Origin of the sequence: Collinsella sp. AF08-23 (assembly GCF_003479805.1) — a bacterium.
In the GTDB taxonomy this organism is placed as follows: Bacteria; Actinomycetota; Coriobacteriia; order Coriobacteriales; family Coriobacteriaceae; genus Collinsella.
In genome coordinates this window covers 14,125-36,432 of sequence record NZ_QUHV01000003.1, presented here as the reverse complement: position 1 = coordinate 36,432, position 22,308 = coordinate 14,125, and the positions used below count along the sequence as shown (strand labels likewise).

21 protein-coding genes are annotated in these 22,308 nt (G+C 63.9%); 11 read left to right on the top strand and 10 right to left on the bottom strand.

The features are described from left to right. Nucleotides 1-26: 26 nt before the first annotated feature. Nucleotides 27-824 (bottom strand): SDR family oxidoreductase UcpA, encoded by a 798-nt coding sequence (gene ucpA / locus DWV48_RS02450; protein WP_118653113.1) that lies wholly within the window; start codon nucleotides 822-824, stop codon nucleotides 27-29. Nucleotides 825-1,175: 351 nt separating this feature from the next. Between ucpA and DWV48_RS02445 the strand changes: the two genes are divergently transcribed. From DWV48_RS02445 to DWV48_RS09260, 3 genes are all read left to right on the top strand, one after another. Then, complete coding sequence (locus tag DWV48_RS02445) at nucleotides 1,176-2,141, top strand: 3'-5' exonuclease (RefSeq protein WP_118653111.1); 966 nt, start codon at nucleotides 1,176-1,178, stop codon at nucleotides 2,139-2,141. Nucleotides 2,142-2,365: 224 nt separating this feature from the next. Next, nucleotides 2,366-2,851, top strand: coding sequence for a DUF5011 domain-containing protein (locus tag DWV48_RS09475; protein ID WP_317440196.1), 486 nt, complete (start codon nucleotides 2,366-2,368; stop codon nucleotides 2,849-2,851). Continuing rightward, nucleotides 2,848-3,099 (top strand): hypothetical protein, encoded by a 252-nt coding sequence (locus tag DWV48_RS09260; protein ID WP_199588856.1) that lies wholly within the window; start codon nucleotides 2,848-2,850, stop codon nucleotides 3,097-3,099. Before DWV48_RS09475 ends, DWV48_RS09260 begins: the two co-directional genes overlap by 4 nt. A 90-nt stretch (nucleotides 3,100-3,189) precedes the next feature. On the opposite strand, the gene DWV48_RS02435 is transcribed toward DWV48_RS09260, so the two are convergent. Next, entirely contained in the window at nucleotides 3,190-3,858 is a 669-nt protein-coding gene (locus tag DWV48_RS02435; RefSeq protein WP_233546068.1) for a Crp/Fnr family transcriptional regulator, read from the bottom strand. Between the two features lie 161 nt (nucleotides 3,859-4,019). On the opposite strand from DWV48_RS02435, the gene larA reads away from it, so the two are divergent. Together larA and larD are read left to right on the top strand one after the other, a co-directional pair. Continuing rightward, the gene (gene larA / locus DWV48_RS02430) at nucleotides 4,020-5,294 is read left to right on the top strand and encodes a nickel-dependent lactate racemase (protein WP_118653109.1); all 1,275 of its coding nucleotides are present in this window, start codon (nucleotides 4,020-4,022) and stop codon (nucleotides 5,292-5,294) included. A 99-nt stretch (nucleotides 5,295-5,393) separates the two neighbouring features. After that, a complete protein-coding gene (gene larD / locus DWV48_RS02425) occupies nucleotides 5,394-6,125 on the top strand; it encodes a D/L-lactic acid transporter LarD (protein WP_118653107.1) in 732 nt (243 codons plus the stop codon). Between the two features lie 20 nt (nucleotides 6,126-6,145). Here larD and DWV48_RS02420 read toward each other — a convergent pair whose 3' ends face one another. After that, a complete protein-coding gene (locus DWV48_RS02420; RefSeq protein WP_118653105.1) occupies nucleotides 6,146-6,388 on the bottom strand; it encodes a helix-turn-helix transcriptional regulator in 243 nt (80 codons plus the stop codon). 15 nt (nucleotides 6,389-6,403) lie between these two features. Next, nucleotides 6,404-7,132, bottom strand: a complete 729-nt coding sequence (locus DWV48_RS02415) for a hypothetical protein (RefSeq protein WP_118653103.1) — start codon at nucleotides 7,130-7,132, stop codon at nucleotides 6,404-6,406. Nucleotides 7,133-7,352: 220 nt separating this feature from the next. On the opposite strand from DWV48_RS02415, the gene DWV48_RS02410 reads away from it, so the two are divergent. The 3 genes from DWV48_RS02410 (at nucleotide 7,353) to DWV48_RS02400 (ending at nucleotide 10,069) form a co-directional block, all read left to right on the top strand. Next, nucleotides 7,353-7,712, top strand: coding sequence for a metalloregulator ArsR/SmtB family transcription factor (locus DWV48_RS02410; RefSeq protein ID WP_199588854.1), 360 nt, complete (start codon nucleotides 7,353-7,355; stop codon nucleotides 7,710-7,712). 105 nt (nucleotides 7,713-7,817) lie between these two features. Continuing rightward, the gene (locus tag DWV48_RS02405; RefSeq protein WP_118653099.1) at nucleotides 7,818-8,036 is read left to right on the top strand and encodes a cation transporter; all 219 of its coding nucleotides are present in this window, start codon (nucleotides 7,818-7,820) and stop codon (nucleotides 8,034-8,036) included. A 128-nt stretch (nucleotides 8,037-8,164) separates the two neighbouring features. Further along, nucleotides 8,165-10,069, top strand: a complete 1,905-nt coding sequence (locus tag DWV48_RS02400) for a heavy metal translocating P-type ATPase (protein WP_118653097.1) — start codon at nucleotides 8,165-8,167, stop codon at nucleotides 10,067-10,069. Between the two features lie 125 nt (nucleotides 10,070-10,194). Here the strand turns inward: DWV48_RS02400 and DWV48_RS02395 are convergent, their stop codons facing one another. The 5 genes from DWV48_RS02395 to DWV48_RS02375 form a co-directional block, all read right to left on the bottom strand. Continuing rightward, the gene (locus DWV48_RS02395; RefSeq protein ID WP_118653095.1) at nucleotides 10,195-11,640 is read right to left on the bottom strand and encodes an MDR family MFS transporter; all 1,446 of its coding nucleotides are present in this window, start codon (nucleotides 11,638-11,640) and stop codon (nucleotides 10,195-10,197) included. A 382-nt stretch (nucleotides 11,641-12,022) separates the two neighbouring features. Further along, nucleotides 12,023-13,285: a serine hydroxymethyltransferase gene (gene glyA, locus DWV48_RS02390; RefSeq protein WP_304650847.1), complete on the bottom strand. Its 1,263-nt coding sequence runs from the start codon at nucleotides 13,283-13,285 to the stop codon at nucleotides 12,023-12,025. A 523-nt stretch (nucleotides 13,286-13,808) separates the two neighbouring features. Then, nucleotides 13,809-15,035 (bottom strand): tRNA preQ1(34) S-adenosylmethionine ribosyltransferase-isomerase QueA, encoded by a 1,227-nt coding sequence (queA, locus tag DWV48_RS02385; RefSeq protein ID WP_118653093.1) that lies wholly within the window; start codon nucleotides 15,033-15,035, stop codon nucleotides 13,809-13,811. Nucleotides 15,036-15,124: 89 nt separating this feature from the next. Further along, nucleotides 15,125-15,721, bottom strand: coding sequence for an epoxyqueuosine reductase QueH (locus tag DWV48_RS02380; RefSeq protein WP_118653091.1), 597 nt, complete (start codon nucleotides 15,719-15,721; stop codon nucleotides 15,125-15,127). Then, complete coding sequence (locus DWV48_RS02375) at nucleotides 15,718-16,542, bottom strand: DUF3267 domain-containing protein (RefSeq protein WP_118653089.1); 825 nt, start codon at nucleotides 16,540-16,542, stop codon at nucleotides 15,718-15,720. The genes DWV48_RS02380 and DWV48_RS02375 overlap by 4 nt, the downstream gene beginning before the upstream one ends. Nucleotides 16,543-16,692: 150 nt before the next feature. Between DWV48_RS02375 and DWV48_RS02370 the strand changes: the two genes are divergently transcribed. The 3 genes from DWV48_RS02370 to DWV48_RS02360 are packed head-to-tail and all read left to right on the top strand — an operon-like array spanning nucleotide 16,693 to nucleotide 20,292. After that, nucleotides 16,693-18,849 carry a methionine--tRNA ligase gene (locus DWV48_RS02370; RefSeq protein WP_118653087.1) on the top strand — a complete coding sequence of 719 codons (2,157 nt, stop codon included), beginning with the start codon at nucleotides 16,693-16,695 and terminating at the stop codon, nucleotides 18,847-18,849. 48 nt (nucleotides 18,850-18,897) lie between these two features. After that, nucleotides 18,898-19,434, top strand: a complete 537-nt coding sequence (locus tag DWV48_RS02365) for a GNAT family N-acetyltransferase (protein ID WP_118653085.1) — start codon at nucleotides 18,898-18,900, stop codon at nucleotides 19,432-19,434. A gap of 3 nt (nucleotides 19,435-19,437) precedes the next feature. Continuing rightward, nucleotides 19,438-20,292 (top strand): methyltransferase domain-containing protein, encoded by an 855-nt coding sequence (locus tag DWV48_RS02360; protein ID WP_118653083.1) that lies wholly within the window; start codon nucleotides 19,438-19,440, stop codon nucleotides 20,290-20,292. A 209-nt stretch (nucleotides 20,293-20,501) separates the two neighbouring features. Here the strand turns inward: DWV48_RS02360 and DWV48_RS02355 are convergent, their stop codons facing one another. Next, nucleotides 20,502-22,295: an AarF/ABC1/UbiB kinase family protein gene (locus DWV48_RS02355; protein ID WP_118653081.1), complete on the bottom strand. Its 1,794-nt coding sequence runs from the start codon at nucleotides 22,293-22,295 to the stop codon at nucleotides 20,502-20,504. Nucleotides 22,296-22,308: the final 13 nt, after the last annotated feature.

Here is a 22,308-nt window from a genome sequence, read left to right as displayed (position 1 = left end):
GTGGTTCGCCGCTCAGCCGCTAGGCACTAGTTGGTGCCGATGGACATCGTCTCGGGCAGGGTGCTGCCGCCGTCGATGACGATCTGCGAGCCGGTGAGGTAGCTGGATTCATCGCTGCCGAGGAACGCGAAGAGCTCGCCCACCTCGATGGGGTTGGCCAGGCGCTTCATAGGCACGCCCACGGCGATGTCGGCGATGGCGGACTCGGGGTCGTCGGGGTTGGACTCGAGCGCCATCTTCTCGACCATCGGGGTGCGGGCGTAGCCCAGCTGGGAGCAGTTCACGCGGATATTGCGATCGGCGTACTCCACCGCCAGGCACTTGGTGAGACCCACGAGCGCGGCCTTGGTCATAGCGTAGGCGGCCTCGCCGGCGTCCGCCACGATGTCGCCCGTGACGGAGGACGCGATCACGATGTTGCCTCCGCCCTGCTTGAGCATGTAGGGCACCACGGCCTTGCAGGTGTTCCACACGCCCTTGATGTTCACGTCGATGTGGAAGTCGCGCGTGGCGTCGTCCATCTCCTCGAACGGGGCGAGGCGGCACACGCCCGCGTTGCAGCAGGCGACGTTGATCTCGCCGAAGGTCTCGATGCCCTTCGCGGCGGCCTCGTCCATCTGGGCTCGGTCGGCCACGTTTGCCACCACGGTAATGATCTCGGAGCCGTACTCCTCGCGGAGCTTCGCGGCGGTCTCCTCCACCGAGGGGGACAGGTCGACCATGATGAGCTTTGCGCCGTACTTGGCATAGGCCATGGCGATTCCCTCGCCCAGGCCGGCGGCGGCGCCGGTGATGAGAGCGACCTTACCATCCAACTTAGCCATCTGCAGCCTCCTTTTCTTCGACAGCTTGTGGGTGCCTACCCCTCGATTGTACCGCCGGCGCACGGACGCCGCTGAGCCCCTCCGAAGACCCGACCACGCGGCCCCGTGAGATCGGCGGGCGAGCGACAAGGCGCCGCGGGCAACCGGGCACGCGCGGCACCGGCAATCCGCCGGCTTGGCACCGGCAATCCGCCGGCTTAAAAGTTTCACACCCTAAACACTTCGACCCTTCGATGACCCTCTATACTCTTGAGCGGAAACTTCGACCGCCGCGCATTCCCCGCGGGCCCGCCGCAGGCGTCACGGCCTCGCGCACGGAGCGCGGCGCACCACGATAGGAGCACGAACCATATGAACGTCCAGCAAGCCCTCGAGTACTCGATGCAGCCCTTCATCCCCATGTTCATCTACGGCGACTACGATGCCATGGAGTCCGAGCGCCAGCGCGGCGAGGAGGCCATGAAGGCGCTGCTCGACGAGTGGCGCGCGAACGACGAGCCCGGATTCGGCTTCGACGTCATCCTCACCCTCGCCGACCAGAACCGCGAGCTGTGCGACCAGATCGGCGAGACGCGCCTGCGCAACCTCTCCAGCCCCCTGCTCGCCCGCAACCTCACTGACGCAGACCTGTGCGCCGGCATCGCCAAGATGCAGGGCCGCACCGCCGCCGGCGTCGCCCGCGAGGTCCGCGGCGACCGCGACGCCTACTCCGTCGCCTACGTCCGCAAGCCCATCAAGGGCACCGTGCTGGGCATCGACATCGAGACCACCGGCCGCGCGCCGGAGCGCGGCTACATCATCAACGTGGGCTGGGAGCTCATGGACCTGAAGAGCGACGCGGTCCCGCACGACCCGCAGGCCTTCTACTGCGGCATCCCCGAGATGTACCGCGAGACCGGCGTGCCGCTGGCCGACATCCACCACATCCAGTGGAGCGACCTCGAGGGCAAGACCCCGTTCCGCTCCGATACGAAGCTGCAGAAGGAGCTGCTCCGCCTCATGAAGCGCTATCCCATCATGGCCCATAACGCGGCCTTCGAGGATAGCTGGTTCATGCTGCACCTCCCCGGGTACGCTGAGGCCCGGCGCGCGGGCAAGATCATCGTCATCGACTCGCGCCACATCTGCCGCTCCATCGACGGCGAGGTCCGCACCCTGCCCCGCGAGAGCGCCCCGGCGAGCCTTCAGAACTGGGCGCGTCGCCGCGGGACGCTCGCCGCGGACGAGAACGAGCTGCACCTGGGCCTCGACGACACCGACCTCATGCTGCGCACTGTGCAGGCGGAATTTAACCTCAAGAACATGTTCCTCAAGTAGGGTCGTACTGCGTCGGGGCGGTGACCCCGCTGAAGGGTCGAGCTTTTTCGTACTGTTTTCCCGATTTGCCGAGTACGCGCTCTTTGCGCCTTGCCGCAACCTGCGGTTTTGCTGCTCTCAAGACCTTCCAAACTCCGGGTTTCTCAAAGTCAGTACGAAAAAGCTCCGCCACCAACGGATGCATGACAATTTCATAAGACGACTCTCAGAAAACGCTCCTATTCTTGGAGCGTTTTCGCGTTACACTCGACGCCATGACGCCCATCATAGAAGACAGCACGGCTGGCGGCGGCGAGATTGTCATCGGCCTCAACGGATCCAAAGAAACCTATGTGCTCAAGGGAGAAGAATACCTCGAGGCGGATGCCCATGCCGCCGAGCCCGCCGACGGCCTGCTCAACGCCAAGATTAAAATCTCGGGCAAGGTCGACACCTCCAAACCCGGCACGTACAAAGTGAGCTATCGCGTGTCGGACTCGTCTGGTCATACCGCAAAGGCAGTGCGCACCGTACATGTTGTCGAGTCGATGGAAACCATGCAGGGCGGCGCGCCTATCCTCATGTACCACTACGTCTATGACCCCGCAAACCCGCCGGCGGACCTCAACGGCGACTTCATCGCAGCCCCTACATCGCCTTCGAGTCCCACTCCTTTGGGATGCACAAGCCCGGCGGCAACGTGGGGCACGGCGGCATCATCAGCGCCATGAGCCGCGCTGACATCGCGGCGGATCTCAAGCACGCCCAGGAAATCGCGGGCGGGACCCAGGCCTTCGCCTATCCCTTCGGCGACGTCACCGACGACGGCCGCGCGGCCGTGCGAGACGCCGGCATCCTCTGCGCCTTCACCATGCAAAACTCGTGGGCTCACGTGGGCGACGACATCACCGCGCTGCCGCGCGTGCGCATCTCCGGAGAGTATTCGCTCGATTCGTTTATCGCCCTGGCGAACGGATAGAACGCGCTGGCGACAGCCAGCAGAAATGAATTCGCCCTCGCGCGGGCCGACTCGCAGGCGCCCGGCGAACCCATGTACACCCGACCTGGGTCAGTCCATCACATAACGCTCCAGCATGGACGCGTCGTGGATGACGATGCGGCCATCGTGCCCGCTCGTCGAAATGACGCCCTGCTCCCTGAAACCGCGCAGGATGCGGTTCACGCTCGTGCGCGACGAGGCCCCGCAGAACTGCGCGATGTCCTCGTTTGTGACATCGAGGGCGATCACGCTCCCCTCGTCGCAGGGCACGCCGAAGCGCTCGTTCAGGTCGTACAAGAACCCTCCCACGGCGCCGACCTTCCCATTCATCGTCAGATAACGCATGCGATAGAGGCTCTCCTCCAGGCTCGCGCGGTAATAGTCCTTCACATAGCCCAGCAGGCGAGAATCCTCATTCACGAACTCCCAGAACCTCACGCGGGGAACCGCCATGTAGGTCGCCTCGGGAGATTCCACGCGCACGCTGTAGGGGGATTTCGCATGGCTGCTCACCTCGTCGCGGAGAAGCGAAACGGGGCTCGGACCCTTGATGTAGGAGATGTTGAACCGGGTACCCTCGCGCAGCGTGACACTCGCCTTGACCACGCCCTCCACAAGAACGAACACGTACTCCTGATCGAAGCCGTAGTACGAGAGATACTCATGGCGAGCTTTGCGCATCTCGTGAAATCCCCGCTCGCGCAAAAAGTCGACGAGATAGTCAGATCTCTCGATCACGCGCACCCCTCCCATACCTGACCTCCGGAAATCGCAACTCTATCGGACTGTGAAGCCGAAGCTGTACCAAATGGTAACAACATAGGTCAGACCGCCCCGATGCCATCACCACCATAGTTACCCCTCGTCCGTACCGGCAATCAACCAAGAGAGGGGCACACATGTTTGATATAGATTTGCCATATGACCGAGGACGGATGCATCTGAGCCTGCCGGATGAAAGCGTCGTCGGCGTGCTCGCGGGCAAACAGGGAGACTTCACGCCCGACGCTGGGCAGGAGGAGCTCGTCGAGCGGGCGCTCGACACCCCTTACGACTCGCCCACACTCGAGCAGCTCTGCCAGGGCAAACGCGACATCGTGATCATCAGCTCCGATCACACGCGCCCGGTTCCCTCACGCGTGACGATGCCCATCCTGCTGCGTCGCATCCACGCGGCGGCACCCGAGGCGCACGTGCGCATCCTCGTGGCGACCGGCATGCACCGGGCATCCACACATGAGGAGCTCGTGGACAAGTATGGCGAACGCATCGTCGCCGAAGAGGAGATCGTGATGCACGTCGCCACCGACGACGAGGCGATGGCCGCAATCGGGACCCTGCCCTCCGGCGGCGAGTGCATCATCAACCGTATCGCAGCCGAAGCCGACCTGCTACTCGCCGAGGGCTTCATCGAGCCACATTTCTTCGCCGGCTTCTCGGGGTCTCGCAAGTCGGTGCTGCCGGGCGTGGCGTCCTACAAGACCATCATGTACAACCACAACGGGCAGTTCGTGCACGACCCGCGGTCGCGAGCGGGCATCATCGAGGGCAACCGCGTGCACGACGACATGATGGCCGCCGCCGAAATGGCGGGCCTCGCTTTCATCCTGAACGTCGTTCTGGACGGAGAGCACCGTGTCATCGGGGCGTTCGCGGGTGACATCCATGCGGCGCACGAGGCGGGCTGCGACTTTGTACGCGGGCTCGCCGGCGTGCGCGCCGTGGACTGCGACGTTGCCATCACCACCAACGGCGGCTACCCGCTCGACCAGAACATCTACCAGGCCGTCAAGGGTATGACCGCCGCCGAGGCGACACTCGACGAAGGCGGCGTCATCATCGCGGTCGCGGGATGCGCCGACGGCCACGGCGGAGAGGGCTTCTTCAAGAACATCGCGGAAAACGACCCCGCTGCGTTCGAACGCTCCTGCATCGACCGTCCCAAGGACCAGACGCTGCCCGACCAGTGGACCGCCCAAATCTTCGCGCGCATCCTCGCCCATCATCCGGTCATCCTCGTGAGCGACCTATGCGACCACGACATGATTCGAGCCATGCACATGACGCCCGCAAGCACCGTCGACGAGGCCGTGCAGCTGGCCCGCGAGCTCAAGGGGCCGAACGCGCGCTTCGCCGTCATCCCCGATGGGCTCGGCGTTGTCGTTCAGCGCTGACGACTCGGCCCGCCAAATAAGATCGCCGCCGCCGACAGACCAGCACGACACACGGCGGCAACGATCGCCTCAGACGAAACGACCATCGAAAGGAACCACATGATCACCCCCATCCTCGCCGAGTTCGCCTCAACCGCCCTCATGATCGTCTTCGGCGTCGGCGTCCATTGCGACATCACGCTCAAGGGCAGTAAGTACCGCGACTCCGGCCACATGTTCGCGATCACCACTTGGTCGTTTGGCATCAGCGTGTGCCTGTTCATCTTTGGCGGCGTGTGCATGAACCCCGCCATGGCCCTTTGCCAGGCAATCGTTGGCCTCATCCCCTGGAACAGCGTGGTGCCTTTCGCCATCGCCGAGATGCTGGGCGGCGTTGCAGGCGCATGCATCGCATGGCTTATCTACGCAGATGACTTCCGCGCCTCCGAAGGCGAGGTCGATGGCGTCGCCATCCGCAACATCTTCTCGACCAACCCCACGCCCGAGTCCTACAACCTGGTGCGTAATTTCTGCATCGAGGCGTTCGACACCTTCGTGTTCCTCACCGGCATCCTGTGCATCGCGGCCCATGCGGGCGACGACCTGCTCGCGCTGGGCATCGGCGTGGGCCTGCTTGTTTGGGCCGTGGGCATGGGGCTCGGAGGCGTGACGGGCTTCGCCATGAACCAGGCGCGCGACCTCGGCCCCCGCATCGCCTACCAGTTGCTGCCCATCCGCGGCAAGGTCGATAACAACTGGCTCTACGGCCTGGTGGTGCCCGGCATCGCGCCGTTCGCCGGCGCCATCGCCGCCGCGCTGTTCGTCACCTCCGTGCTGGGCATCGCGTTCTAGAAGAAGCGCCGCCGCGCCCGTCAATCATGCCCGCGTAGCCCCAAATGGTCCTCAACCTCGTCATCGGGGATGTACTCCAGCAGATCGCCGGGCTGGCAATCAAGGGCGCGGCACATGGCTTCGAGCGTCGAGAAGCGCACCGCGCTGACCTTGCCCGTCTTGATTCGCGACAAGTTAACCGGTGACAACCCGATGCGCTCGGCAAGCTCCTTTCCACTCACCTTGCGTTCCGCGAGCATGCGGTCCAATCGCAGCACGATCATGCGCACACCATCCGTTTACAGGAGCTCGTCGTCTTGACGCTGCAAGACGGCACCGTAATCGAAAGCGATGCCCACGGCGATGAGCAGCATGCCCAGTGCGAGCATCCATCCCGCCTCCGCGCCGATCTCCCATACACCCATCTTCCACATCCCTACGGGGGTCAGGTAAAACGTCTGCGCCAAAGACGAGATGAGCCACCCCACACCATTGGAGAGCACGACGGCGAAAACGGCGATAAGGCCTGCGGACTTCAGGCGGCACGCCGCCGCGGCGGTGAACGGGGTTCCCTCGCGCTCGATATCACGGAAGAAGCGCACACCCTGAAGCAGCAGGAACGCCCCCATCAGCGTCGTAAGGACGTCAGCCGCCTCTTGGGCGGCGGGCACCGATTTATCCCAGTCAAAAAGAAGATAGCGGTCATCCGATTCCGTCGACACAGAGCCGTCGTCCGCGACATCCCGATACGGGTCCTTGGCGAGATACCCGTACACGGGATGGTCGACCTCTCCGTTGAACGATGCCCCCTCCCCGACGGACACCCAGCTCAACACCTCGGGCACAGCGGCGGGAAAGCGGTTCAGCGCGGAGACGGCAAGGAGCACGGCGGCCACCAGGCACAGCGCCGCCGCTCCCGCGCACACATATGCGGCCCGATGGGCGAACGTCGATAGCGCGCCAACTGCCTCATCGCGATGGATCGGCACTTCTTGCGCGAACATGACGGGAACCTTCATCGTCACCATCTCCCAACCATCTCGAACACCCTTTCGTTCTGCCCACGTTATTCCCCACTATTAATGTTTGTCATTAATTATTTGCAAGTGACAGGGCGAAGGGAAGCGAATTGCCGGCAAACGGCAAACCTGCCATCCGCTCCAAGACTTTTCCTTGACATATGAGCATACGTTCATATAATCATTTGTAGTTGATGTATGAGCATGTGTTCATATGAAAGGAGGAGCCATGGATACACACGAGAACCAGCACGGCCCGAACGCCGGCACCCCGGAGCGCGCTCTGGACGACGCCGCGGAGTCCCTTCCCGAGGAAGAGCTGCTCTACGACCTCGCCGACCTCTTCAAGGTCTTCAGCGACACCACGCGCATCAAGATCCTCTACGCCCTCATGAACGATGAGAAGAGCGTCAACGAGATCGCCGAGAGCCTCGGCGCCTCGCAATCGGCCGTCTCACATCAGCTGCGCATCCTCAAGCAGGCGCATCTGGTCAAATTCCGTCGCGACGGCCGCAACATCCACTACTCGCTCGCCGACGACCACGTCCTGACCATCCTCGATCAGGGCCTCACCCACATCTGCGAGTAGCCCCTCATCTCAATTGGGGGGGCAGTCCCTCAATTGAGGAGCCGCGAGTAAACGCCCATCCGGGCGCTCTCGATAGTTTTCCAAACCAACGGAAAGGAACCCATCATGCGTAAGGTATTCAAGCTCGACGAGATCGACTGCGCCGTGTGCGCCGGCAAGCTCGAGGAGGCCATCAAGAAGCTCGACGGCGTGCAGGACGCCAAGATCAACTTCCTCACCCAGAAGCTCACGCTCGAGGCCGCCGACGAGGACTTCGACGCCGTCCTCGAGTCCGTGGTCAAGCTCACCGCGGAGGTCGAGCCCGACTGCGAGATCCTGCGCTAAGACGCGCACGCTGCGCGACGCCCACCGCCGGCACCGTGCGAACCGCGCGGTCGCCGACCGCCCCGCCAAGCCCGCATAGCTACCCGTGGACCGCCGACGACCGGCGCTCCCTATCGATTGGACCATTCATGAACAAGAAGCAAAAGAAGTGGCTCAAGCGCATCCTCCTCGCGCTCGCCATCTTCTTCACCGTCATGGCGCTCGACGAGTTCGGCGTGCTAGCGGGCATCTTCGGGGAGCCCGGCGCGCTGTATGCGAGCTTCGCGCTCTACCTCATCCCCTACCTCATCGCCGGGCACGACGTACTTCTCAAGGCGTGGCGCAACATCCGCCGCGGCGAGGCCTTCGACGAGAGCTTCCTCATGGCCGTCGCGACCATCGGCGCGTTCGCCATGATCTTCTTCCCCGACACCGAGCCGCATATGGCGGAGGGTGCGGCCGTCATGCTCTTCTACCAGGTCGGCGAGCTGTTCCAGAGTTATGCCGTGGGCAAGAGCCGCAAGTCCATCGCCGCCATGATGGACATCGCCCCCGACTACGCCAACATCGAGCGCGACGGCGCCCTCGTGCAGGTCGATCCCGACGAGGTTCAGATTGGCGACATCATCGTCATCAAGCCCGGCGAGCGCGTGCCCATCGACGGCATCGTCGTCGACGGCGCCTCGCAACTCGACACCGCCGCCCTCACCGGCGAATCGGTGCCGCGCCGGGCAGATGAGGGGGATGAGGTCATCTCCGGCTGCATCAACATGACGGGTGTCCTGCGCGTCCGCACCACCAAGCTCTTCGGCGCTTCGACCGTGAGCCGCATCCTCGAGCTCGTGGAGAACGCGAGCGAGAAGAAGGCGCACACCGAGAACTTCATCACGCGCTTCGCACGCGTCTACACGCCCATCGTCACCTTCGCGGCGCTCGGCATCGCCGTGATCCCGCCGCTGCTGGGCATGGGCGCATGGCCCGATTGGATCCTGCGCGGTCTCACCTTCCTCGTGGTGAGCTGCCCGTGCGCACTCGTGATCTCGGTGCCGCTGTCGTTCTTCGGCGGCATCGGCGGGGCATCCAAACTCGGCATCCTCGTCAAGGGCTCCAACTACCTCGAGGCGCTGTCCGAGGTCGACACCGTCGTGTTCGACAAGACCGGCACCCTCACCAACGGCACCTTCAACGTGGTCGCGATCCACGCCGAGGGCGGGGTCGACCCCGACTACATGCTGTCCATGGCGGCGCACGCAGAGGCGTTCTCCGACCACCCCATCGCCGTTTCCATCAAGGAAGCCTATGACGGCGTCATCGAACAGGGGCGCGTCGAGCAGGCGGCCGAGGAATCGGGCCACGGCGTCGCGGCCACCATCGATGGTCGCGAGGTGCTCGTGGGCAACGACAAGCTCATGGCCGCCCATGATGTGAGCTGGAACGACTGCAAGATCACCGGCACCATCCTGCATGTCGCCATCGACGGCTCGTACGCCGGGCACATCGTCATCGCCGACGTCGTGAAGGATGACGCCGAGCAGGCCATCTCCGACCTGCACGCTGCGGGCGTCGAGCGCTGCATCATGCTCACCGGCGACCGCGACGAGGTGGCGCACGCCGTGGCGAAGCAGCTCGGCCTTGACGAGTATCACGCCCAGCTGCTCCCCGGCGACAAGGTCGAGCAGGTCGAGCGCATCCTCGAAACCGCTCGCGGCAACCTCGCCTTCGTGGGCGACGGCATCAACGACGCCCCGGTGCTCACCCGTGCCGACGTGGGCATCGCCATGGGCGCCATGGGCTCGGACGCCGCCATCGAGGCCGCGGACATCGTCCTCATGGACGACAAGCCGAGCAACATCGCCCGCGCCATCCGCGTGGCGCGCAAGACCATGCGCATCGTGCATCAGAACATCGTGTTCGCCATCGGCGTCAAGGTGCTCATCCTCGCGTTGGCTGCCGTCGGCATCGCGAACATGTGGCTCGCGGTCTTCGGCGACGTGGGCGTCGCGGTGATCGCCATCCTCAACGCCATGCGCGCGATGAGCGTCAAACGGGATTAGCGCGGTCCCCGATGGCCGCCGACCCACCATCGAAGCGCGCAAACCAAAGCGCCGATCGGCATGAGAAAGGGCCCGTTCGCAGGAACGGGCCCTTATTCTTTGCGACAAGCCTGGCCGATTCAGCCCTACTTGACCTTGTTCACGCGCGCCGGGGCAGCGGTCCCGCGCTTATTCTCGCGCACGAAGAGCACGGCTATGACCAGGCCCACGAGGGCGATCGCCGCGCAGCCGAAGTACGCCGCGCCCGCGCCGGCGACCGTCGCCGCCGCTGTGCTCGCGCCACCGGCCAGGGCATTGGCCTGAACGGACGACATCACGGTGACCAGCAGCGCGGTCGAGATCGCGCCGAAGACCTGGCGCCCCGTGTTGGCGATGGCGTTGCCGTGCGCGATGAGCTCATCGGGCAGCGCGTTGACGCCCCAGGTGTTCACCGGCATGTTGGCGAGGCCCTGGCCACACGCCTGCAGGGCGCACAAGGTGGCGGCCATGACGACCGTCAGGCCGGTGCCCATCACGCCGAACCCGAGCAGAGAGCCGACGATGACCGCCATACCGCCCACCGTGACCAGGCGCGGCCCCATGCGGTCGAACAGCATGCCCGAGATGGGCGACAGGATGATGCCCGCGATCGAGGCGGGAAGCATGACCATGCCCGTCGTGGTCGCGGAGGCGCCCATGCCGTTTTGGACAAGCAGCGGCAAGATCACGTTGGTGCCGGCGACCGCGGCATTGATGAGCGTGACCATGAGCGCGGCGACGAGGAAGTTGCGCGTCTTGAGGCAGCGCAACTCGAGCATGGGCACCTCGAGGGACAGCTGCCTGCGAATGAACAGGACGAGGGCGATCAGGCCGATGACGGCGGGAACGATCACCATGGGGCTCATCCAGCCGGCATCGGAGGCGCTGGAGAAGCCGAGGAGCAGGCCGCCGAAGGCGATCGTGGACATCACGACGGAGGCGATGTCGAGGCGCGGGTTCTTGAGGGCGCCGACGTTCCTCATGAGCGGGATGCCGAGCAGCAGGATCGCGCCGGCGAGGGCGGCGATGATGAGGAACATGGGCCTCCAGCCCCAGGCGTCGATGACCAGGCCTCCCAGCACCGGGCCCACGGCCGGGCCGGCCGCCATCACGATGCCGGCGACACCCATGGCGGTGCCGCGCAGCTCGACGGGGAACACGAGCAGGGGCACGGTGCCCACGAGCGGCATGAGGATGCCGGCGCCGGCGGCCTGCAGGACGCGGCCGGCGATGAGCAGCAGGTAGCTGGGGCACAGGGCGCACATCACCGTACCCGCCACGAACAGCCCCATCGAGAGGAAGAAGAGCTTGCGGGTGGGGTACTTGTCCATGAAGTAGCCCGAGATCGGCACCATGATGCCCGAGACGAGCATGTAGATGGTCGTGACCCACTGGGCGGCACCGGCGGTCACCCCGAACTCGCGCATGAGCGCCGGCAGCGCGGGCGCCATGACGGTCTGGTTGAACAGCGAGACGAACGCGCCGAGCGTGATGACCCCGACGATGACAACCGCGTCTTTATCGACGCGCGGCTTGGATGCGGCATGTGACATATGCGCGCACTCCTCTCCCCCGCATGTGCATGCGGGACACATGGCATCGCACCCGTGCCATACATGCTGGAAACGGGGTCGATGCCGGTATTCGATTGCAGTGAAGCTATAGAGATCGGGAGGGCGATGCGCCCTCCCTGCGACGGGGCGCTGTGCCCCCGCCAGCCGGAATCACCGGCGCGCCCATCAGATCAGCGAGCACGACCTCATAGTGCGGCTGGCACCCGCCAACGTCCGCTCCCCACTGAACGCGTGGAGGTCGCGGCGAACGACGAGCCAGAAGATATGTCGGCAGTGATTGAACATGCAATCAACCATACAGCCGGCAAAATGACAACGTCAACAGATTTTTCCTTGACAGACGAGAATCGTCATACTCGCGCTACGCCATTCCCGGATACAGCGGGTGCACCTCCAGCAGGGTCTCAACGCGCTTACGCACGCACATGCGCTCGCGCGCATCCTGCGGGGAGAACACCACGCGCGCGACCAGGCCGCCGATCTCGCGAAACTCCTCGGCCGTGAAGCCGCGGGTGGTTGCGGCGGCGGAGCCCACGCGAATTCCGCTCGTCACGAACGGCGAGCGCGTCTCCCCCGGGATCGAGTTCTTGTTCACCGTGAGGCCGACCGCATCGAGCAGCGTCTCGGCCTCCTTGCCCGAGATGCCCGCAGGCGTGAGGTCAACCAGGCACAGATGGTTGTCGGTTCCTCCGGACACGAGGCGCAGGCCGCCCTCGACCATGCCCTCGCCCAGCGCGGCGGCATTCTCCACCACATGATCGATGTAGGCTGAGAACTCGGGGCGCAGCGCCTCGCCAAACGCCACGGCCTTTCCCGCGATGACATGCATGAGTGGGCCTCCCTGCGTGCCGGGGAACACCGCCTTGTCGATGGCGCGGGCGAGCTTCTCGTCGTTGGTGAGGATGAACCCGCCGCGCGGACCGCGCAGGGTCTTATGACTCGTGGAGGTCACGACGTCCGCATGCGGGAACGGCGAGGGATGGGCGCCGGTCGCCACCAGGCCGGCGATATGGGCCATGTCCACCATGAGGCGCGCGCCCACGCCATGGGCGATCGCGGCCATGCGCTCGAAATCGATCACGCGCGGATACGCCGAGGCGCCCGCGACGATGAGCGCGGGGCGCTCGCGCTCGGCCAAGCGCTCCAGCTCCTCGTAATCGATGGTCTCCGTCTTAAGGTCCAGGCCGTACGGCACGAAGTTGTACAGCTTGCCCGAGAAGTTGACCGGGCTGCCGTGCGTAAGATGCCCGCCCTGGTCGAGGCTCATGCCCAAGATCGTGTCGCCCGGCTCGACGAGGGCGGCGTATGCGGCGAGATTCGCGTTGGCGCCGCAATGGGGCTGCACGTTGGCAAATTTGCAGCCGAACAGGGCGCAGGCGCGTTCACGGGCCAGGTCCTCGACCACATCGACCTGCTCGCACCCGCCGTAGTAGCGATGCGCCGGATAGCCCTCGGCATATTTGTTGGTGAGCACGCTGCCCACGGCCTCGAGCACGGCGGGGCTCGTGAAGTTCTCGGACGCGATCAGCTCGATGGTGCCGCGCTGACGCGTGAGCTCTCCCGCCAGGGCCTGGGCGATGGTGGGGTCGGAATTTCGCAGGTTCGTCATGAGGGGCTCGTTCATGGGGCTCCAATCAAAGGGAGCGCTCGGAAAATGACACAAGAGCGCTCGGATTAATCTCTACCCGTACCTACCCAAATTCGATGCCGGCCTATCGCATGCATCGTCTTCTGGCACAACAAAAGGCGACGACACCGCTCCTCGCGATGCCGCCGCCTTTACAAATCCTACGGTGGACTCACCCGCTATCTCTTACCGTTGGGACGGGGCTATCCGATTCATCGAGCCCGCCGACGCGTTCCCTCATCGATCGTCTTGCCAACCAACCGGTGGAACTAAAGAACGGCGCGAACGCTCGCTTTTCACATCTAACCGATCTCGGTGTCGCAAGCGGCGGGCCCGAAAGCTGCTATATCTTCAAAACCCATCGGACACACCTCCCGTCTCGGTCGCGGTAACGTTGCGACTCTTTTAGTACAACCTGCTTATGCCCCGACGACCATTGGTCTTTCATGAATGAGGCCACTCAACCGCAAACGGTAGCTTTTTATCCGTAGACGGCATACAGAACTGTGCCTCAAGCAGATTACTCGATGAGCATCGCATCGCCGAAGCTGAAGAAGCGGTACTCCTCCCGCACGGCCTCCTCGTAGGCATCTATGACCTGATCGCGCGTGGCGAGGGCCGAGACGAGCATCATGAGCGTGGAACGCGGCACGTGGAAGTTCGTGATAAGCGCATCCACAACGTGGAACGTCGAGCCCGGCATGAGGTACAGATTGGTGGTGGCGTCCTCGCGCACCGTGATGTCGCCCTCGCCGCACACGTCGGCGCCGTCCGCGCGGCCCTCGAAGCCGCGTGCCGTGACGGCGGGGGCGCTCGAGGGCGCGGCGGCGTCCCACGCGCTCTCGAGCGAGCGCACCGCGGTGGTACCCACGGCGATCACACGGTGACCGGCGGCCTTGGTGGCGTGCACGGCCTCCACGACCTCGGCGGGCACGTGGTAGCGCTCGGTGTGCATGACGTGCTCGGTGGGATCGTCCTCCTCCACCAGGCGGAACGTGTCGATGCCCACCTCGAGCTCGACGGCCGCCCAACCGCAGCCCTTATCCTTGATGCGCTGGATGAGCTCCGGGGTGAAATGCAGGCCCGCGGTGGGCGCGGCGGCGGAATGCTCCTCGCTCATGGCGTACACGGTCTGGTACTTCTCGGGATCTCCCTCATAGCTGGTGATGTAGGGCGGCAGCGGCACGTGGCCCGCGGCGTGAATCGCCTCATCCAGCGTGCGCTCAACCCCCTGCTCGTTCACGCCCACGGGCTCGAAACGCACCAGGCGCCCGCCCTTGGAGTCGTCCACGAAATCGATGATCTCGGCTTTGAGCACCACGGGTGAGCCCTCGGGGGCGAGCAGGCCACCGGCACGGTACTCCACCACGTTGCCCGGCTTGAGGCGCTTGCCGGGGTTCACCAGGCACTCCCACACATGACCGAGCGGATCGATGTCCTCGCGGCGACGAAGCAGCAGCGTCTCGGCCACACCACCCGTGGGCTTCTTGCCGATCAGGCGCGCCGGCATGACGCGCGTCTGGTTGGCCACCAGCAGGTCCCCGGGCTCCAGGTAATCGAGGATGTCGTAGAAGTGCCGATGCTCCACGGAGCCGCCGTGCTCGAGCGCCACGGCATCGCCCGCGCGAGGCGCACCGCCCTCGAGCTCGCGGTTGAGCACCAGCAGACGACAGGAGTCGCGCGGCTCGGCGGGGGCCTGGGCGATCAGCTCGTCGGGGAGGTTGTAATCGAAATCATCGGTGCGCATGGAGTCGCCTTTCATATGAGCGCCGCGTGGCCAAGGCCGAGCAGTCGAGTTGTCGAACAGCCGTCCATGATAGCGCAGCTCAGCGGGCCCTATCCCCGGGATGCGGCGCGGCGCGCCTTCTGCGCTTTTCGCTCATCGCGCAGGCGGGCGCGGTCAAGGGCGGCCTCGGCGGCCGAGAAGCGGCAACCGCAATAGTTCTGCCTGTACATACCCAATTCGCGGGAGCGCCGCGTGGCCTGGGGGTACCAGGGGCGGAAATCGCGGATCACCGGGGTGAGGCCGTGTGCCGCCGACAGTTTCTCCAACACGTCATTACAGGTGTCGAATAGCTGGTACGGCGACACCGCGAGCGTGGTGGCGATATGCGAGAAGCCCTCGCGCTCGGCCACCCGACATGCCTCCGCGAGACGCAGGGCGTAGCACGCGCGACAGCGCCGCTCGCGATCGGCGCCCAGGCGCGCGACCGATGCATCCCAGCGAGCGCGGTCGTCACCGGCCTCGATAAGCGGCAACCCGTTCTCAGCAGCCCAGCGGCGCAGCTCCTCAAGCCGCTTCTCATGCTCGGTCAGCGGCTGGATGTTCGGGTTCGTCCAGCAGATGGTGGGCTCAAAGCCCTCTTCCACAAGCAAACGAACCGGCTCGAGTGAGCACGGGGCGCAGCAGGCATGCAATAGCAGGGCGGTCATGAACGGCGTCCTCCCTCGACAACGGTAAAGCCCCTGTCATCTCCCGAAAGCGAAGCGGGACAACGGCCAGCCTCTACCCCATCCGCTCCGGCAGCTCCGGCCACCCCGGCAGCTTCGTCTGCCCTGGCCACTCCTCTTGCTCCGGCGCTGCCCTCCGCGCGCGTGTGCAAGGTAGGGCGCGAAATAACGTGATCGATCCCATAGAACGCGACGCCGTACGAGGTATCCTCGCAATACGCGATGGCGGGATCGTTCCTGATTGCACGCACATAGCCCCAGTCGCCTGAGCAGCCTGTCAAATGTACCGTCACCACAATGACGGTCCACAAGGGCCATCTGAGCCCCATGCCCAAGACCATAAGCAGCAGAGAAACGACGATGCTCGGGGCAAGCGCGATCACCAGGTATTGGTCTCGCGTATACATAATCCCTTCGGCACTCGCGTAAATCATGCCCATCTCCCAGTTGGACCCAAAGGTCACCCGAGAACCGGGTGGAGCAAATTGGCTGAAAAAGAACGCGTGCACAAGCTCGTGCAGACCAAGGGAGGCAAGGGGAACCAATACGAGCAGGATCCACCACCACAACTGGAACTTCTGCCCGCCTTCCACCCCCAAGACGCCATTGCCCCAGGCACCGAACATGGCACCGAGCTCGAAAGGCACCACGGGAGCACCCAGGACGCGGTGCAGGGCGCTCATGCCGAGGCCCCAGACCACAGCAGCGGCGATACCCGCCAGCACCGTAAAGCCCGACGCCCTGCGCATGAAGCGAAGAAACGCATCGTCCTCAAATACGTGTATGTCTCCAATTCTTCTCATGTTCCTAAGTGTAACGCCTCGTGCGGACACCTGTGCGATAATGTGAGGTTACACCGGGTGGCGACTACTTGACTCCACGTCTACGTCCTCGCCTCGCCCGAACGCAGACGCACGCCAACGACTGAGAACACAGCCGAAAGAAGGATAGCCATGACTACACAGCTCACCCGCGCCGATCGTCCCGCCTGGCCCAAGCGCGCCGTCGTCACTGCCGGCATGCCCTACGGCAACAAGGGTCTGCACTTCGGCCACGTGGGCGGCGTGTTCGTGCCCGCCGACTTCTACGCCCGGTTCCTTCGCGACCGCCTGGGTCGCGAGAACGTGATCTTCGTCTCGGGCACCGACTGCTACGGCTCCCCCATCATGGAGGGCTTCCGCAAACGCCAAGAGGCCGACGACTACAAGAAGCACATCTCAGACTACGTGCGCGAGAACCATGACAGCCAGGAAGCCGACCTTGCCAGCTTTGGCGTGTCTTGCGACCTGTACGCCGGCAGCGCGCTGGAGCCCGCCGTGCACATCCACGAGCGCGTGACCAGCGAGATCATCCGTCGCCTACATGAGAAAGGCGCGCTGGAGAAGCGCTCGACCAAGCAGTTCTACGACAGGAAGGCGGGCCAGTTCCTCAACGGCCGCCAAGTGCTCGGCCGCTGCCCCATCCAGGGATGCAAGTCCGAAAAGGCCTATGCGGACGAGTGCGACCTCGGCCACCAGTTCGAGCCCGAGGAGCTCATCGCCCCCAAGAGCGCGCTCACCGGCGAGACGCCTGAACTCGTCCCCGTCGACAACCTCTATTTCGATCTTCCCGAGCACCTTGAGTACCTGAAGACGTACACCAAACAGCTCGAGCACGACCCCACGGTGCGCTCGGTGGTCTCCAAGACCATGGAGGAGTGGCTCAATCCGGCTCAGCTCTACATCCAGAACAAGTTCCGCGAGGCATTCGACGCCATCGAGGGAGGGCTGCCCGCCCACACCGTCATCGAGCCCGAGGGCAACAAGAGCTCCTTCACCGTCGCGTTTCCCAGCTGGCGCGAGCGAGATGAGGCCCATGAGATGCTCAACGCCGGCGGCGTGCGCTTCCGCTCCGGCAAGGCGCTCGTCCCCTTCCGCATCACGGGAAACGTCGAGTGGGGCGTGCCCGTCCCCAACGATTGCGGCTGCACCGACCTCACCTGCTGGGTCTGGCCAGAGAGCCTATGGGCGCCCATCAGCTTCACCCGCGCGGTGCTCGCGCGCGACGCCGCCAAACTCGAGGCCGCGGGCGCGGACCCCTCCGGCCTCGCCGAATGCGCCGTCTCCGATGCCGAGCTCGTTGGTGATGCCCCCGCGATGATCATGGCGGAGCCCGAGTACACGCATGCCAGCCTCGACTGGCGCGATTGGTGGGCGAGCGAGGACGCGCGCGCGTACCAGTTCATCGGCCAGGACAACATCTACTTCTACTGCATCGCACAATCCGGCATGTGGGAGGCGCTCGACTGGAACATGCAGCAGTCCTGCGTCGCGGCCAACTACCACATCCTCTACATGGGCAAGAAGGCGAGCTCGAGCTCCCAGACCCCGCCCCCGCTGGCCCACGAGATGCTCGAGCACTACACGCCCGAGCAGCTCCGCGCCCACTGGCTGTCACTTGGCCTAGGAGAAAAGCCCGTCAGCTTTAGCCCCAAGGCCTTCGACACGCGCGTGAGCGGCAAGGATAAAGACGGCACCGAGATCCTCGCCTGCAACGACAAGCGCGTGATCGACCCCGTCCTCAAGGAAGGCGCGATGCTCACGGGCGTCTTCAACCGATTGGCCCGCTCGTGTTTCTACGGTGTCGCGGTGAAAGAGGGCGATGAGGCTTTGTATCGCACCGGCTGCATTCCCGCCGGCACCCCCAGTGACGAGGTCATCGCCGAAACCGAGCAAGCAATTATCGCCTTCGAGCAGGCCATGCACACCTTCGAGCTGCACCACGCCCTCGGCGTGTGCGACGAGTTCCTCCGCGCCGCGAACAAGCGCTGGAGCGACGCGAGCAAGGCGGCGAAGAACGCCGAGGACGATAAACTCATGACGCAAGCACTCGTTGACGCCTTCCACGAGCTGCGCGCCGCCACCGTCCTCATGCACGGCATCGTGCCCTCGGGCTGCGAGAAGATCTGCGAGCACTTTGCCATCGCACCAGAGGTCTTCTTTAGCTGGGAGCACATCTTCGAGACCTGCGACGAGCTCGTAGCCGAGCTGGGCGAACAGGCGGGTACGCACGCCATCAAGGTGCTGCCGCCGCGCTTCGACTTCTTCGAGAAGCACCCGAGCCAGTATTAAACCGTCGAGGTGCGCGCCGCGCCCGTGTCCACACTCGAAAGGACCCCCATGGCATTCACCATACGCCAAACGCTCCCGCAAGACGTCGAGGCGGCCGAGCGCGCCCTCGAGGACGGCAAGGCTGCCCTGGCCGCGCTCGATATCCCACAATGGCAGGGCGAGTATCCGGATCGCATCGATATCGAAGACGATATGGCTCACGGTGCCTCATATGTCGCTGTCGATGAGGGCGGCACAGTGTTGGGCGTCATGGCACTCTCGTTTGACGGCGAGAAGACCTACGACGCCATCGATGGCGCATGGCTGACCGAATCCTCCTCCAACTCCCCCACCTACGGCGTCATCCACCGCTGTGCGGTACGCGCGCAGGCAGCGCACTGCGGCGTCATGACCTCCATGTTTGCCGAGGGTGAATGCATCGCGCGCGAGCACGGCATGAAAAGCCTGCGCATCGACACGCACGAGAGGAACCTCCCGTTGCAGGGGCTTGCAACCAAATGCGGATATACGCGCTGCGGCGTCATCACACTCCCCTATGAGGGCGAAGCCGACCCGCTGCGCATCGCGTTCGAGAAACTGCTATAGCCCATGGCACGCCCCGGCATCCAAAAGCACCTCGATATCGCATCGCTCCTGCAATGCCCCCTCTGCCATGAGCGCCTGCACGCAATAACGTGTTCGCTGCGCTGTGCGCGTGGCCACGACTTTGCGATCTCATCCAAGGGATTTCTCAACCTTATCCCCCAGCAAGGACCCCTCAAGGGGTACGACGAGGCGTTCTTCACCAGTCGTCAACGCGTCATGGAGGCCGAGGTCTATCGCATCCTGAACGAAGCGCTTATTCAGACGCTTGAGAATCTCGACCTGCCTGACGACCCGATTATCATCGATGCGGGGTGCGGGGAGGGCTCGTATCTTAAAGCCATCTCATCGAGATTCTGCGGCACATGCATCGGCATTGATATCGTCAAGGACGCCATCCGCTGCGCCGCTCGTGGCGGTGGTGCCGAGCGCTGGCTTGTGGCAGACCTGGCGAACATGCCGATCCGAAATCATTCCGTCGATGTTGTCCTGAATGTGTTCACGCCGGCAAATTACACCGAATTCCAGCGCATTCTCAAACACGACGGAATGCTCGTAAAAGTCATACCCGGACCAGACCATGTGCACGAGCTGCGCGATCTCGCCTGCGATAGACTTGCTCACTCCGCAATGCAGGACCATGGTGTCGCCGAGCCCCTGTCCCGCCATATGGAACTGACAACCCGCGCACGCGTAACGCAAACGAGCTACGTTTCACCCGAACTCGCGCGTGACCTCGTTCGCATGAGCCCCGTAACCTTCGGCATGGACCCCGATGAACTCGAGCTCGACAAGCTGACGAACATCACCGTCGATGCCGAAGTCCTCTGCGCCCGTCCACATGGGCAGGAGACGAGGTAGGCCCCAACAACGCAACCTTAGGGGATACAAAAGGCGTTTAGCAGCCCAAACGCCCCTTCCGTCAAGTCGGTTGCTGCCGCCCGGGGTGGCGGGCATACAGTCCCATGCGAGTTCCGCACGAGCCGAAGGCCCCAGTGGGGCCTTCGCGCGAGCAGGACTGTCCGAGCAGGGAACTGTATGCCCGCCACCCCGGGCGGCAGTCCCGCGCATCACTTCTTGGCGTGGCCGTTGCGCCAAATCTCGCGGCCCAAACCGAGGGCCAAAACCAACGCGCTCGTATACCCAAAAAAGCCGATGACGGGAATGCCGAAAATGACCGGCTCGATCTTGGCGTAATAAACCACCGACGAGCCAATGAACAGTCCGGCGATCACAATTGCCATCGACATGCGGTCGACGATGCCGCCCACACGGCGCAGCACCTGCTCACTGCCAAGGACCTGCATGTTCATCTTGAGCTGGCCGCGGGTGAGCATACGCGACGCCAAGCCGAGCTGCTCCGCCATTTCGAGATGACCCTTGAGTGCCCGATAGGAGGCTCCCGCGAGCTCCTCGGCAGCCTCCTGCGCACGACGGTACGAGCTCTTTTCATGTCGAATGTGGTCGGTGATGATCTCGATCATGTTCACATCGGGCATGTACTCGGTGAGCAACCCCTCAAGCGTCACCATGCCACGTGCGAACATCGTCACCACGCTGGGCAATTCCACGTCGTTCTTGCGCGCCAAGCTGATGAGCGACGTGAGGAACTCGCCGATGTCCAGGTCCTTCAAATCCAGACTGGCGAAATCGGCGACGATGAAATCGAGGTCCGTCAAGAAGGTCGAGTGATCGAGCTCCGATGAGTCCCCGCGCGTCACCGCGAAACGCATGAGCGAATCCTTGAGCTTAGGGACGTCACCCGACGCAACGGCGTAGATCATATCCTTAACGATTCCGCGGTCATGGCTCGACATGCGACCGACCATGCCGAGGTCGATGAAGTAGACGACCCCGTCTTTCACGATGATGTTCCCCGCATGGGGGTCCGCATGGAAAAAACCGTCCTCGAGCACCTGCGTGGCGTAATCGTCCACAATGGACGCCCCGACCTTTTCGAGGCTATAGCCCGCCCGGACAAGGAGATCGGGATCGGCAATGGAGATACCGTCCACATAATCCATAACCACGATGTGCTCGGTGCAGTACGAAAGGTAGGAACGCGGGCAGGATATGGACGACGAGCCCTCGTGAAAACGATGGAAGTCATCGAGGTTGCGGGCCTCCATGAGGAAATTCGTCTCCTCGCGAAACGACTGCCACAACTCCTCGACTACGCCCTTGAGGTCGATGAACTGGTCGGTTTTCACAAAGCGCGACGCATGACGCACAATCGAACGCATGATGTCGATATCTTGAGCCATCACCTGTTGGGCACCGGGACGCTGCACCTTGATGGCAACGTCTTCGCCAGTCACGAGCGTGGCACGATGCACCTGTGCGAGCGAGGCACTGCCCAGGGGCCTGCGGTCGATATGGGAGAAGATCTCGTTAAGGGGGCGACCGTACTCGGCGACAAGGCAATCATGCACCACGGCAAACGGCACCGGCTCGACATTCGAGCGCAAGCGGCGAAGCTCGTCGCAGTATTCCTGCGGTAGGATCTCCGAGCGATTCGCCAGAATCTGCCCCATCTTGACGAACATGGGACCAAGGTCCTCGAGCATGCAGCGCAAACGGCGCGGCGTGATATTGTGCCATGCCTCGTATTTCCGCACTATGCCGAGAATCTCGCCAATGCGCTTGCGACGCCCCTCGGAGGAAAGCTTGAATTCCTCCGAGGGGGCCATGGCCTCAGGCTCCTCGGGGAACAGGTCGACCGCACGGGGGGCGCGCCAAGAAGTCCTCAGTGCCTCCTCAACGCCCTCCAGGTTGACCGTGTCGTCGGGACTCAGCGGCATACCCGCCGCCTTGGTCGCAGCGGGCCCGCGGGCATCCCGTTCTTGTTCCACTTCGCTTGCCATATCGGTTTCTCGC